Source organism: Methylotenera sp. (assembly GCF_030684185.1).
In the GTDB taxonomy this organism is placed as follows: domain Bacteria; phylum Pseudomonadota; class Gammaproteobacteria; order Burkholderiales; family Methylophilaceae; genus Methylotenera.
In genome coordinates, this window is the sequence record NZ_JAUXOY010000027.1 from 60,976 (window position 1) to 74,870 (window position 13,895).

The 13,895-nt window shown below is 42.8% G+C and carries 15 protein-coding genes; 6 read left to right on the forward strand and 9 right to left on the reverse strand.

Going from position 1 to position 13,895, the window contains the following annotated elements; genetic code table 11:
- From Q8J82_RS10300 to Q8J82_RS10330, 7 genes are all read right to left on the reverse strand, one after another.
- Positions 1-711 carry an ABC transporter ATP-binding protein gene (locus tag Q8J82_RS10300; protein ID WP_305326815.1) on the reverse strand — a complete coding sequence of 237 codons (711 nt, stop codon included), beginning with the start codon at positions 709-711 and terminating at the stop codon, positions 1-3.
- Between the two features lie 12 nt (positions 712-723).
- Positions 724-2,727, reverse strand: a complete 2,004-nt coding sequence (locus Q8J82_RS10305) for a TonB-dependent receptor (RefSeq protein WP_305326816.1) — start codon at positions 2,725-2,727, stop codon at positions 724-726.
- A gap of 30 nt (positions 2,728-2,757) precedes the next feature.
- Entirely contained in the window at positions 2,758-3,972 is a 1,215-nt protein-coding gene (gene zigA, locus Q8J82_RS10310; RefSeq protein ID WP_305326817.1) for a zinc metallochaperone GTPase ZigA, read from the reverse strand.
- Between the two features lie 29 nt (positions 3,973-4,001).
- Entirely contained in the window at positions 4,002-5,006 is a 1,005-nt protein-coding gene (locus tag Q8J82_RS10315; protein ID WP_305326818.1) for a GTP-binding protein, read from the reverse strand.
- Between the two features lie 10 nt (positions 5,007-5,016).
- Complete coding sequence (locus Q8J82_RS10320) at positions 5,017-5,556, reverse strand: ZIP family metal transporter (protein ID WP_305328249.1); 540 nt, start codon at positions 5,554-5,556, stop codon at positions 5,017-5,019.
- Complete coding sequence (locus tag Q8J82_RS10325; RefSeq protein ID WP_305326820.1) at positions 5,557-5,760, reverse strand: hypothetical protein; 204 nt, start codon at positions 5,758-5,760, stop codon at positions 5,557-5,559.
- Between the two features lie 189 nt (positions 5,761-5,949).
- Positions 5,950-6,366 carry a Fur family transcriptional regulator gene (locus tag Q8J82_RS10330; RefSeq protein WP_305326821.1) on the reverse strand — a complete coding sequence of 139 codons (417 nt, stop codon included), beginning with the start codon at positions 6,364-6,366 and terminating at the stop codon, positions 5,950-5,952.
- Positions 6,367-6,542: 176 nt separating this feature from the next.
- Here Q8J82_RS10330 and Q8J82_RS10335 point away from each other — a divergent pair, with 176 nt between their 5' ends.
- The 4 genes from Q8J82_RS10335 (at position 6,543) to Q8J82_RS10350 (ending at position 10,907) form a co-directional block, all read left to right on the forward strand.
- Positions 6,543-8,465, forward strand: coding sequence for a ribonuclease catalytic domain-containing protein (locus Q8J82_RS10335; RefSeq protein ID WP_305328250.1), 1,923 nt, complete (start codon positions 6,543-6,545; stop codon positions 8,463-8,465).
- Positions 8,465-9,289 carry a polyamine aminopropyltransferase gene (locus tag Q8J82_RS10340; protein WP_305328251.1) on the forward strand — a complete coding sequence of 275 codons (825 nt, stop codon included), beginning with the start codon at positions 8,465-8,467 and terminating at the stop codon, positions 9,287-9,289. The genes Q8J82_RS10335 and Q8J82_RS10340 overlap by 1 nt, the downstream gene beginning before the upstream one ends.
- 82 nt (positions 9,290-9,371) lie before the next feature.
- Positions 9,372-10,517, forward strand: a complete 1,146-nt coding sequence (locus Q8J82_RS10345) for a class I SAM-dependent RNA methyltransferase (protein WP_305328252.1) — start codon at positions 9,372-9,374, stop codon at positions 10,515-10,517.
- 36 nt (positions 10,518-10,553) lie between these two features.
- Positions 10,554-10,907: a nucleotide pyrophosphohydrolase gene (locus tag Q8J82_RS10350; protein ID WP_305328253.1), complete on the forward strand. Its 354-nt coding sequence runs from the start codon at positions 10,554-10,556 to the stop codon at positions 10,905-10,907.
- A gap of 12 nt (positions 10,908-10,919) precedes the next feature.
- Here the strand turns inward: Q8J82_RS10350 and tpx are convergent, their stop codons facing one another.
- Together tpx and Q8J82_RS10360 are read right to left on the reverse strand one after the other, a co-directional pair.
- Positions 10,920-11,423, reverse strand: a complete 504-nt coding sequence (tpx, locus tag Q8J82_RS10355) for a thiol peroxidase (protein WP_305328254.1) — start codon at positions 11,421-11,423, stop codon at positions 10,920-10,922.
- Between the two features lie 151 nt (positions 11,424-11,574).
- The gene (locus tag Q8J82_RS10360; RefSeq protein WP_305328255.1) at positions 11,575-12,726 is read right to left on the reverse strand and encodes an FIST signal transduction protein; all 1,152 of its coding nucleotides are present in this window, start codon (positions 12,724-12,726) and stop codon (positions 11,575-11,577) included.
- Between the two features lie 308 nt (positions 12,727-13,034).
- On the opposite strand from Q8J82_RS10360, the gene Q8J82_RS10365 reads away from it, so the two are divergent.
- Together Q8J82_RS10365 and Q8J82_RS10370 are read left to right on the forward strand one after the other, a co-directional pair.
- Positions 13,035-13,490 carry a PleD family two-component system response regulator gene (locus Q8J82_RS10365; protein ID WP_370868648.1) on the forward strand — a complete coding sequence of 152 codons (456 nt, stop codon included), beginning with the start codon at positions 13,035-13,037 and terminating at the stop codon, positions 13,488-13,490.
- 2 nt (positions 13,491-13,492) lie between these two features.
- Entirely contained in the window at positions 13,493-13,858 is a 366-nt protein-coding gene (locus Q8J82_RS10370; RefSeq protein ID WP_305326827.1) for a response regulator, read from the forward strand.
- Positions 13,859-13,895: the final 37 nt, after the last annotated feature.

Below are 13,895 nucleotides of genomic sequence, written 5' to 3' on the forward strand. Positions count from 1 at the left end.
TTAGAGGGTGAAAATTTTGCGCAAATCAGCAAGGCTGCTTTGCATGATAGAACCAGTGATTGGTGTTAATTTCCCATCACGCAATATCAATTGTGTTTCAGCGACTTCATCAATTGATAACAAGTCATGAGACACAATTAAAATACCCACGCCGCTAAGTTTTAACTCATCAATAATGCGATTTAAATCAGCGGTCGCAACAGGGTCTAGACCAGTGTTAGGCTCGTCCAATAACATCAGATTGACTTGGCGTGCCAATGCCAAGGCAATCATCAGCTTTTGTCGCATACCTTTAGAGTAATGTGTTGTTAACTTATGCCAGGCATCTGCTTGCAATCCCACTTTGGTTAAATAAGTTTCTAGCTCATCACGGTTTAGCTTTTTCTTATTAGTTAAACTGAGCATGTACTGCAAGTTTTCAAACCCCGTTAAATGTGGGTAAAGTGCAGCTTGTTCAGGTAAATAAGCAATATGCTGGCGCGCTAAATCAGGCTGCTTAATGATATTGATGTTTTCTACTGACAATTGCGTTTGCGGTGAGATGGAAGTGGGCTTGATGATGCCCAGTATCAGCTTGAGTAATGTAGATTTACCTAAGCCGTTACCACCTAAAATCGCCACCACTTCGCCATTGGAAACTTGTAGAGATAAGTCCTTAATCAGGGACTTATCGTTATAGCTAAAGCTTAAATGTTCAATGTTGAGTAACATGGCCGTGTTGTTTTAAAAATCTACACGGGTGGAGATGCTGAAGTTACGGCCAGCACCAGGGGAGTGAATAGAGTCTACTATGTTAGCGTTAGTACTCTGGTCATATACGTATTCATAATGCTTATCAAATAAGTTATTAACTTGCATGATGACTTTTCCCCAGCGGGTTTTGTAGTCAGCACTGGCATTCACCAACGTATAGGCTCCATATTTTCCTCCAATATTGGCCTCGTTGATGTGGTAGGCACCTTGTCTATCAACATGTAGGCGCATCACTAAGTCGCTAGACCAATTGTAAGTCGAACCAATAGAAGCTGTATGATCTGGGATCCCTCTGAGGTTGTTACCTTCAAAGGCTTGACTGGTAGAAGCACTCTTTTTAATGCTGGTGTAAACTTTAGAAACGTTAGCCCAAACACTGAAATTGTCTAATATTGGGTAGCTTAAGCTGAAGTCTATACCTTTTCGGCTAGTTTCCCCCACGTTTTGCCCTGTACCATCTATGACAACAAACTCGTCTTTGGCTTTTTGTTCCCAGTATGAAATACGCGTGTTCAGTTGCTTAGCAAACGTGCTTTTTAAGCCCAATTCCCAGCCGTCGTTCATAGATACGTCACGCGCGTTAGTGTCGCCTGCAGTGTAAGCATCAGCACCAAATGGATGCTGAAAGCTACGCCCAGTGTTTGCAAACAATGTTTGATGGTCACTCAGGTTTAAGAATGCGTTTAGTTTAGGCTGAATAATTGTGCCGAAATTGTATATTTTTCTTGGTGTTGCAACACCTGAGGCATTAAATTGCTTGTAATCACCATCAATCTGATCCGCTCTAATCGCGGCATTCCAGCTAAGCATTTTATTGGGAGTGTGTCCAATTTGCATATAGGCGCCTTTGGTATCAAAGTTATAGTGCCTATTTCTGTTGACGCTTGCAGTATTACGCACGCGTTGTTGACCTATGGTGCCAAAACGCTGTTCAATCACTTGTTGTTTCTCAATATCAAAGCCAGTTTCTAATCGCCATTTAGGGTCAAACTGCCAATTGAGCTTAGCGATAAATCCGGACATATCTTGGTCGTCGTAACGATTTTGTAATGTGCCTGCCTGGGTAAGGCGCACCCAGCGCTCACGCTCAAAATTTTGCCAGTACGCTTTTACGCTAAGGTCTAAGTCATTATTAAAAAAATGATCCGCATGTAGACTGACTTGTTTGGATTCTTTTTCACCACCATCTTGATTGGCATAGCTGGCAGAACTTCGGGGATATTGTCTGGCTTGCTGCTTGCTTAAATAGCCAGGGGAATCTGCTTCGTATTTACCATAGCGAGTGCTTAGTGCCAGGCTTGTATTTTCAAAGTCATATTGCCAGCGACCAGATAAGGCAATTTTTTCAATACTGGTATGGTCACGATAACCGTCAGCATTGCGATAACCCAGTGAGTAGTTTTGTGTGAAGTCGCCAGTTTTATATCCAACATAACCTTGCAGTTCTTTGGTATTAAAGCTGCCTAGTGTTAGTTCAAGCACTTTATCGGTATTTTTACGTGTTTCCACCCGATAATTGCCAGCAGTCGCGAACAGTCCGACACTGGGGTCGCTTGTGCCTTTAAATACTTGTATGGATTGAATGCCTGTGGGGAATAAGTGATCAAGCTCGTTATAGCCATTGTGCAGGTTGGATGGAATGCCATCTATGAGTAATTTTGCATGAGGTGTTAAACCATCACCTGCAAATCCGCGAATGGTAATATCAGTATTGATAATACCTTGGTTGTAACGTGACAGGGCAACGCCTGGTGTTTTGTTAAATAATTCAAGCGTATCACTCACGTGCTCATATTCAAGCTCATCTCGGGTAATCACATCCACGGAGCCAGCAAGATCTTTTTCAATCGAAGTGGCCGACTGACCAATCACTACAACACTATCCAACTGTATATTGCGATCATTCTCAGCGACGGCATAACCTCCTGGTAAAAATAGCAATGTAATTAAACTGCGAATCATGTTCGGTTGCATATCAAGTTCTCAAAATAATAAAAAGGTAAATTAAGCGGTTTCTGTATCTTCTTCAATTTTTCGCCATTCAGGAAAGGGGTCAGGTAGCGTTTTCCAGCCTTCCATACCCAACACCATTTCAGATTCATTTAGCAGGCAGGCATCAAAGCCAGCAACAATTGCATCGCGGTTCATTTGCATGCCAATAATCACAAGCTCTTGTTGCCTGTCGCCATAGGGTTCTTGCCAGCGGTCTTGTATGGTTTGTAGTTGCTCTGCATCTTCAGGCCAGTATTCTTTAGGGGAAACAGCCCACCAGAAACCTGCTAGCTCTGTGCGGGTAATTGCACCCGCTTGCGACCAGTTAGCGCAAAATTCAGGACGCGAGGCTAGCCAAAAGTGGCCTTTTGAGCGGATGACCCCAGCCCATTCCTGGTTAAGCCAATGCCATAGGCGTTGTGGGTGAAACGGTATTCGTGCGCGGTAAACAAAGCTTGAAATGCCGTATTCTTCAGTTTCTGGCACGTGTTCGCCGCGCAGTTCTTGCAGCCAGCCTGGCGCGTTAGCGGCCTCATCAAAGTTAAATTTGCCTGTGTTCATCACGCGCTCAAGTGGCACTTTGCCAAAGCTGCTATGCACAATGTCAGCACGCGGGTTAAAGGTTTTAAGTATGGCTTCAAGCCGCGCAATTTCGTCGGCTGACATCAAATCAGTTTTATTTAGCACTAATACATCGCAAAATTCAATTTGCTCTATCAATAAATCTACCACCGTGCGTTCGTCTTCTTCGCCCAGTGATTCGCCACGGTCGGCAATAAAGTCGCGTGAGCTGTAATCTTTTAAAAAGTTGTAGCCATCAACCACGGTGACCATGGTGTCTAATTGCGCTACATCCGATAAGCTCACGCCATCTTCATCGGCAAAAGTGAAGGTTTCGGCAATGGGTAGTGGTTCGGCAATGCCTGTGGTTTCAATCAGCAAGTAATCAAAGCGGTTTTCTTGTGCGAGGCGGGTGATTTCTATCAGCAAATCTTCACGCAAGGTACAGCAAATGCAGCCGTTACTCATTTCTACCATTTTTTCATCTTGGCGCGAGAGTGCCGCGCCGCCATCGCGCACCAATTGCGCGTCAATATTAACTTCAGACATATCGTTCACAATCACCGCTACGCGCTTGCCCTCGCGATTGTTTAAAATGTGATTGAGCAGTGTGGTTTTGCCAGCACCTAGAAAGCCAGATAACACGGTGACAGGGAGTTTTTTCATATGTATTCCTCATTAAAAATAGGTAAGATTTAAACCAAGCACATCGCCAAACCTTTTTCAAAAGTATCTTTTGGCAAGGTTTTACCAATAAACACCAATACAGATTCACGCTTTTCATTGGGTTTCCAAGCCGAGCCTTGCTCGCCGCCCATTAGCATGTGTACGCCTTGAATCACGGTGCGTTTATCATCGCCATCAATATTTAAAATACCTTTGTACCTTAACAACACCGTGCCGTAGATTTCGAGCAAGTCACCCATAAACACTTCTAGCTTCTGTAAATCAAACGCACGTTCACTACGAAACACAAAGGAACCTATATCATCATCATGTTCGTGGCTGACATCTTCTAAAAAGTCAGGCTCAATTTTAAGAATTTCATCGAGTGAAAAACCGCCAATATCTAAAATATCGGCAATGTCGGTTTTGCCAAAATGCACGTTTTTGATAGGCGCGCGTGGGTTAATTTGGCGTAGCCTTGCGATAATCGCTTGTACCGCTTCAGGCGCAACTAAATCGGTTTTTGAAAGCAAAATCCTATCGGCAAACCCTACTTGCTCCAGTGCTTCATGGTGTTCGTCAAGTTGTTGCATTCCATGCACCGCATCTACCACGGTAATAATGGCATCTAGTTTGTATTGATTTCTTATATCCTCTTCCACAAAAAAGGTTTGTGCCACAGGCGCTGGGTCCGCCAAGCCCGTGGTTTCAATAATCACGCGGTCAAAGCATAACTTTTCTTTGTTGTTATCACTTGCGTTTTGGCCTGCAAGATTACGTTGTGATAAGTCACCCAAAATACGCACTAAATCGCCACGCACTGTGCAGCAAATGCAACCGTTATTCATTTCCACAATTTGCTCTTCACCTTCAATCAGCAAGTCGCCATCAATGCCTGTTTCACCAAATTCGTTTTCAATCACAGCAATGCGTTGCCCGTGTTGTTCTTGCAAAATGCGATTGAGTAGCGTTGTTTTGCCTGCGCCCAAAAAGCCAGTGAGGATGGTGGCGGGAATACGTTTATCTATAGTCATGTGTAGCCTTTCAATTTTGTAATAATTTAGCCAGCGCAGTTACACCCAGCCCTGCCGCCATTAAACCGAGCTGCAAAGCCATATCGCGCGGCTTGCGGTGGCGATGTAATTCAGGTACCAAATCCGCCACAGCAATATAAATAAAACTAGCTGCCGCCAGCACCAATATGTAGGGGATAGCTGCATGGGCATCGCTTAAACTTAACCAGCCTAAGATGCCGCCTAAGGTCATGGCTGCACCTGAAAGTGCATTGAGTAACAATGCCTTGCGTTTTGAAACGCCCGCATCTAACAGCACCATAAAGTCGGATATTTCTTGTGGAATTTCATGGGCGCTAATGGCAATAGCGGCTGCCCAGCCTAGTTTCCAATCCGTAAGAAAAGCCGCCGCAAGCAATACGCCATCCACAAAATTGTGCATACCGTCACCAATCACAATCATGCTAACTTGTGGCTTGAGTTGTGTTTTACCTAGACTGGTGGCGTGGTCATGCCGCCATAGGGCGAGTTTCTCTAGCAGAAAAAAGCCCATGATGCCTGCAATCAACACCTAGCCCGCTTTGGTAATATCTAAGCCTAGATTAACGGCTTCTGGCAAAATATCGGTCAGCGCAAAGCCTAGTAGCACGCCCACGGCAAATGCCACCATGCGGTTGGCAAAGCGGGCTAAAAAGGTGAGCGCAACCAAGCTTGCCAGCATGACTGAAAATACACCGCCAATGAGTGTGGCAAGAATTATTTGTAACAAAGTCATTAGTTTCAGCCTGCTACAAAAGCATTAAGATCAGAAAAAATGGTAATAATTAAGCTTTGCTAGGCGCATGGGTGACGCTATATAAAGCAACAATGTTGCATTTTATAGGTGCAGATTAATAAATGCAACAATATTGCATTATTAATCTATTGATGGATGGTTAACAGTACAGTGACGGTTAGAATAATGCTAAATGCAGTCGGGACATAAGCCTTTGATGTTAATATCAATAGACTCGACGTGATATTTTGCAAGAATTTTGCTGGGAAAGTGTGGTTCAAGTTCGTGGATGCAAATGACTTTTCCACAAGCGCTACATTGTAAGTGTGCATGCTGATGCGTATGTTGGCCTGCCAACGTGTTTTGAGATATCTGAAATTTCCAGGCGCGGTTATCACCTGAAATTTTATGGATTAAGTGATGCTCGGTCAGCCAATCCAACACGCGGTAAATGGTAACTCGGTCAAACTCTTTATGATGAGACATTCTCACCAAAATTTCAGAATGGCTGATGGCGCTAGAAGCTTCTGCGAGTGTGCTGAGCACTGCGATGCGCGCCCGAGTGGGTCTTAGTCCCGCATTTGTAATTAATTCTTCAGTATTCATAAGTCAAGATTATCAACTACAAAAAGGTGATAAACAACATGTGTTTATCATTTTTAGATAATGGATGTTTATTAAAGTGTTAATTCAGCTATATTTTTCTAGTTTATAAGCTTATCAACTATTACAAGGTAAAATGACCACAATTTCGTTAGTTTAACCTGCATGAATAGCCAAGTATGAATGTATTTTTTGAAGAAGACGGTAGTTTCAAAGTTGCCTCCATCATGACCGAAACACAAGGTTCTATGCAAATTGAATCTGCTAGTGGCAAACGTAGTAAGGTCAAAACCAGTAATGTGTTGATGCGTTTTGAAACGTCATTGACTGGTTTTATGGAAATCGCTAATACGGAAGCTGAAACGCTGGATGTGGATTTTTTATGGGAATGTTGCAGTGGCTCCGACTTTTCTTCTGAATTTGGCTTTGAAGAATTTGCGCAGGAATATTATGGGCACAAACCTACCTCAATAGAAGCGGCCGCAATTGCGCTTAAGTTACACAGTGCGCCTGTGTATTTTAATCGTAAGGGCAAAGGGCGCTACAAGGCCGCGCCAGCTGAAATACTCAAAGCTGCGCTTGCCGGGCTTGAAAAAAAGCGATTATTGGCTGAAAAAATGTCGGGATATATTGCAGAGCTCAAGGCGCATAAAATGCCAAATGAGTTGATGCAAAAGCTAGATATGCTGCTGTATGAGCCTGATAAAAATGCCTTTGAATTCAAAACATTAGATGCTGCTGCAAGTGAGTTGCATTTGAGCCATCTCAAGCTATTACAGGCATGCGGTGCCATACCTTCAGCGCATGACTTCCATTTGGGTGCTTTTTTGCGTGAGTATTTTGCTAATGGTACAGATTTTACTGCAGAAGAGATTTCAGAGATTCCGGCGAATTTGCAATTTAACGATTTACCTTTGGCCGAGTCGGAGGCATTTAGTATAGATGACAGCACGACGACTGAAATTGATGATGCTTTTTCAATCAAACATTTAGCGGATGGCGTTACTCGCGTCGGTATCCATATTGCTGCACCTGCGCTGGGTATTGAGGTGGGTAGTCCGCTTGATATTGAAGCGATGCAGCGTTTATCTACGGTTTACATGCCAGGCCATAAAATCACCATGCTTCCAGAAGAGGCTATACGGCCATTTAGCTTAGATGCTGGGCAGATAAAGCCTGTATTGTCTTTATATTTACATGTAAACGCAGACCTCACCATTACCCAGCGAGATAGCAAAGTTGAGCGCATTAAAATTGCTGAAAACTTGCGTCATGATGCGTTAGAGCCATTTTTTAATGAAGCGACATTAGAGGCTGATAGCGGCCATCCATATTGGTCTAAGCTTCTGTATCTGTTTAATTTGGCGGTGTCACTAGAAAAGGCCCGCGGTAAATATGATCCGACAAAACCGCCGCAGGTTGATTACAACTTTTATGTCAATGATGGCAATGTGAGTATTGTAGGGCGTCATCGTGGTTCACCTATGGATAAATTAGTGGCCGAGCTGATGATAGAAGCTAATAATCAGTGGGGCGCATTATTAGCGGCGCACGGGGTGCCGGCGCTGTACCGTGCGCAGACAGGCGGCAAGGTTTATATGACCACCAAGGCAGAGCCTCATCAAGGCTTAGGGGTTGCGCAGTATGCCTGGAGTACTTCGCCTCTGCGTCGCGCGGTTGACTTAATCAATCAGCGTCAAATTATCAGTGTGGCGCAAACTACGGCGCCGGTATACCCGCATAATAGTGATGCGCTTACAACGCATATGCGTAACTTTGAACTTACCTATAAAGCTTATAGTGAGTTTCAAATTCGTATGGAACGCTATTGGTGCTTACAGTATTTAATTCAAGAAAACTTACAGGAAGTGCATGCAACAGTCTGGCGTGAAAACTTAGTTCGACTGGACAGCTTGCCCTATATGACCAAAGTATATGGTCTGCCTGAACTTAAAACAGGCACACGGGTAAGTTTACAAGTGCAAGAAATCGATACGTTGCTGATGGAATTACGCACAAAATTTATACAGGTGCTTGAAGATGAGCCAGCACTGGTTGATGTTAACCTGGATGAAGATGAAACCGAGGCAGAGGCCGCTTAATGTTTCGCGTCGCTAAACATTTATTACGCGAGTTTACCAAGGCCAGCGCCGCAAACGACACGGTAGATGTGAGTGAAGCTGATGGCGTACGCTCATTGCATCTAGGCTCAGTCACCATTCAAAGTGCAATGCGCATACGCGACCCTTTTGCTTTAGAGCTAGCTTATACGCGTGGCATTATGTGTTTTTTGCTTTTTAAGCAGAATGTTAATCATATGCTCACTATAGGCTTAGGCGGTGGTTCAGTAGCCAAATATGTGCATGCGAATTGCTCTGATATAGCGAGTACAATCATAGAAATTAACCCTAGAATTATTCAGGTTGCACGCAGTCAATTTTATGTACCTGAAAATGACGAACGATTTGAAGTGATTGAAGGTGATGGGTTGCATTACTTAGCAGAGCATACAGCTGATGCTGAAGTGCTGTTAATTGATGCTTTTGATAGAAATGGTATTCCCTCTGATTTTTGCAGTCAGGATTTTTTTGACCAATGCGCAACAACCCTTAAGCAAGACGGTGTATTCGTCATTAATTTATGGGGTAGCGACAAAAATTTCGATGTGTACTTGCGGCGTATAGAGCAAAGTTTTGATGGGCGGGTATTGGTACTACCCACAGGCAAGCCTGGTAATATTGTTGTTTTTGGCTTTAAGCGTGAACCATCAGATTTGCGATTAAATCATTTACGTGATCGCGCAAAATTACTTGAGAAAACTCATCAAATAGAGTTTTTGCAGTTTATAGAAAAACTGGCAGAGCATAATCCCAGTAGCAGTAACCGACTATTTTTGAATAGAAGCCTGGTTCAAACTGAAATCTAGATTTCAATTTAGATTGAAATAGAGACCTAGCTCTAATCAAAAATTATTTTATTAAAACAGTTAACGAATAGCGACATATAACATGGTACCTAACCGATATTTTGCAACCTGCCCACGCGGATTAGAGCAATTACTTGCAGACGAACTGCAGGCAGTGAATGCTAAATCAATCAAGCTAACTGATGGCGGTGTCAGCTTCGATGGCGACTGGGCTGTCTGCTATGCGGCAAACTTGCACTCACGCATTGCCACCCGCATTTTATGGCAAGTGGCACGTGGTAAATATTTGAATGAAGAAGATTTATTTGAAGCGGCTTACAAGCTTAATTGGCCACAATGGTTTGATGTAAAAAACGACTTTATGGTTAAAGTCACCGGCGTAAAATGCCCACTTAAAAGCTTGGAGTTTGCCACATTAAAAATTAAAGATGCTGTGTGTGATAAGTTTCGGCAAGCTGTTGGCAGTCGTCCGTACATTGATACTAAAACGCCAGCAGTGCGCATTCATGCTTATTTGGCAGCTGAGGAATATCAGTTTTACCTGGATACATCAGGCGCAGCGCTTTATCAGCGTGGCAACCGAGGCGCCAGTATTGAAGCTCCTTTGCGTGAAAACTTAGCGGCAGGTATTTTGAAACTTTCTGGCTGGCAAGTAGGGCAGCCTTTGTTAGATCCTATGTGTGGCAGCGGTACATTTTTGTTGGAAGCTGCGATGGTTGCACTAGATATGGCGCCTGGATATAAGAGAAGCTTCGGCTTTGAAAAGCTTAAAAACTTTGAACCTGATATTTGGAATAAGATTAAAGATCAGGCTGCCAGCAAAGTGAAAGCGGTCTCTTTTCAAAAGATATATGGTTCAGATGTAGATTTGCGCGCAGTACGTATCAGCAAACAAAACCTTGAGGATGCAGGATTACTGGCTGCAGTACAGCTTTCACATGTCGATATAGTCAATGTAATTCCGCCAGCCGATAGCGGCGTTTTGGTGGCTAATCCTCCCTATGGCGTGCGTATTGGTGAAGGCGATGATTTAGCCTTGCTATACCCTAAAATGGGTGAAGCGCTTAAACGTAAATTTGCAGGTTGGAATACTTACTTTTTAACCAATGATTTGACCATGCCAAAGTTGATGCGCCTTACGCCAAGTAAACGAACACCTCTTTACAACGGGCCGCTTGAATGCAGGTTATTTGAAATTAAAATGGTGGCTGGCAGTAACCGAAAATAAGCAAATAAAAATAGTGTAATCGTAAGGATAAAATAAATGGCTGACACACTGGATGAGCTTAGGCAACGTATCAGTGCTTTTGTAGAAGAGCGTGATTGGGCGCAATTTCATACTCCAAAAAATCTGGCAATGGCTATGATTGTTGAGGCTGCAGAGTTGGTCGAGCAGTTTCAGTGGAGTACGCCGCATGAGAGTCAGCAATTAACACCAGAAAAGCGCGAGGCGGTAAGCCATGAATTGGCTGATACATTCGTTTATTTATTACGGATTGCCGAAGTGTTACACATTGATTTGATTGAGGCTGCAAATCAAAAGATTGAACTGAATGCAAAAAAATACCCCGTGGAAAAAGCACGGGGTAGTAATGCTAAATACACTGAGTATTTGTAATGCTGTATTTAATTACAACACCGCTAAAGCCGCGTCGTAATGAGGTTCGCTAGTAATCTCAGCAACTAATTCACTGTGTAATACGTTGTTGTTTTCATCTAGAACTATTACTGCACGGGCAGTTAAGCCAGCTAGGCTGCTGTCCAGAATCTGTACGCCATAGTCTTTAGAAAATTTTGCTGTGTCACGGAAGGTTGATAATGTGATGACATTTTCAATGCCTTCTGCACCGCAAAAACGGCTTTGTGCAAAAGGTAGATCAGCTGAAATACAAAGTACAACAGCGTTGTTCATTCCGCCGGCTTTTTGGTTAAATGTGCGTACAGATGTTGCACAAGTAGGCGTGTCGATACTTGGAAATATATTCAATACTTTACGTTTTCCAGCAAACGCTTCTAATGAAAGTAAGTTACGTTTTGCATCTGCCAATTGAAAATCAGGTGCAGTTTGACCTTTTTGTGGGAAGTCCCCACCCACTGCTACTGGGTTGCCTTTTAAATGGACGGTGTTTGCCATGATGTAATCCTCATTATTTTAGTGTTGAACAGCTGATGATGCGCCTATCATAAAACAAAAACGCTCAATTTGCACTGAGCGTTTTGATATTAATGAAATAATATATCCCCTTGTTTTAATAGGGTCTTTTGTTATTTAATCCAATTCAAAATCAAGCTAACAAATCCTCACTCAAATAACCAATCGTCATTGTCTGATTATGAAGTACGCTATCAGCGGTGTCAGGACGCGGCGCAAATTCACCATATGAATAGAAGCCAGTGATGGCCGTTTGTGAGCCTAATATCTGTTTTACCAGTTTTACTTCGTCGACTACCAGATCCGCCATCACGCCTTTACGGCCAACGCAACTCACACATATTGCTAACCCCGTTTGATTGGTGCTAGCCTGACCCGTTACCAGGTGGGCTGCATCGCCAGCGCCTTCAACTAGCCTGTCATGTGTGGCCTGGCAGAAACGTACTGTTTCGCCTTCATCTACGTTACCCGCAAAAGTGAGGCTATTTTTAGTGCTATCAATAGCTAACAGTGTTCGAATTTTTTCAATATCACGCTTACCTTCTTCAATAATCGCAAATGGAAATTTTAAGCCGCTACCCGGGAGGCCTTTTGCAGATTGCGCGCCAATATACATGTTATATAACGGCAGTGCTGGTTTGCCATCTAGTTCCAGCACCACGTTTTTTTCTGACTTAGTAACTTTACGTGGCGGACCATATGGCTTCCAGCCCCTACCGACGCCCGTTGCTGCCACTAAGTTTTTGCCATATAAGCCAACGGCAATGACTAAGCCATTTGAAATGGTATCGTTAAAGATTTGTATGGTTTGGCTAAAATTAAATCCATCGCCTGCCATGCCGCCCATGAGCGGTATATCCCCAAGTACACTTTTAAAACCTTCCAGTAGCTCTGAACCATTGACGTTCAAACCATCTGAGTAAACCAGCACCGCTTTTAATTCATCCGATTTTAATTGACGAGCTAAACCCACTGCAGTTTCATGAGAATTCTGCATGCTTGTCATTTTTGTATGTGTAACACGCTGTACGGTTTTTTCCCATAAAACGGCGGTAATTTGTAAGCTTTCGTCAAATACACCCTCTGCAGTAATTTCACCAGAAGTTGAACAGCCGATGATTTGAGCCGTTGGGTAGCGAGTTTTTAATATGCTGGCTAGTTTAGCCTCGCCGAAACGCTTCACAGATCCGAATACTAAAACCAGATTTGCCGTAGGTAGTGGGGAAGCCGCGGGTAAATCTTTTAGAGTCATTTTTGCTGTTAGTGATTCTTGTTTTACTATCATGCGAATCCTTCAAGTTATTGCCTCAAACATCAAGTTTTGAGTAGTGTATTAAAAAATTGTTAAGAATTGTAAAAAATGTTACAAAAATATTATATGCTACCCATAAGGGTGAATGGAAAAAATTATTATTATTTTTTCTAATTATATTAAAAGTTGAAAATAATCATATAAGTTAATATATTGCGTAACATTGTTAAACCTATTGCTTATTGTATGAATGTATCTATACAATGAGCCATAATTGACGCAATTTAATTAAAGTTAATTTTGCTGCGTATAAATAAGGGAGCTTGCTGGTGAGCCAAAAAATGCCAAGTCAGGAAAATCAAGGACAGGTATCTCAACCAAAATTAAGTGTAGAGCAGTTGTCTACAATAAAAGTCATGGTCATTGATGATAGCAATACGATTCGTCGCAGTGCCGAGATTTTTCTTAAATCATCCGGTTGTGAAGTGATTTTAGCTGAAGATGGATTTGATGCTTTAGCCAAAATCTCTAATGAGCACCCTGACATCATTTTTGTGGACATTATGATGCCTAGGCTTGATGGTTATCAAACTTGCTCACTTATCAAGAGAAATGCGCGTTATAAATCCACTCCTGTCATTATGCTTTCAAGTAAAGACGGCTTGTTTGACCGGGCTCGCGGTCGCATGGTGGGTTCTGATCAATATCTAACTAAACCTTTCACTCAAGAAACGCTGATAGATGCAGTGCAAACATATGCGGCGTTAAGTAGAGCGAATCAACAAAAGGCAGATTAACTATGGCTATTGAAACAATTTTAGTGGTGGATGATTCAGCGACTGACCGATTTTTTTTAACGGAGTTGCTAGAAACAGCTGGCTTTAACGTTATAGGTGCTGAAAGCGGTGAGGAATGCTTAGCTAAAGTAGCTGCAAAACACCCCGATTTAATTTTATGTGATGTGGTAATGCCTGGCCTCACTGGCTTTCAAGTGACTCGTACCTTGACTAAGGATGCTACTACTGCACACATCCCGGTGATTTTATGCACTGGTAAGTCACAAGCAACCGATTTAGCCTGGGCCTTAAAGATGGGTGCCAAAGCTTGTGTAACCAAGCCTGTAGTCAGTGCAGACTTGTTATCTTTGATAAAAACTTTAGGCTAGTTTTTAGTTGATGATCTCCCGATATTTATCAATTGTT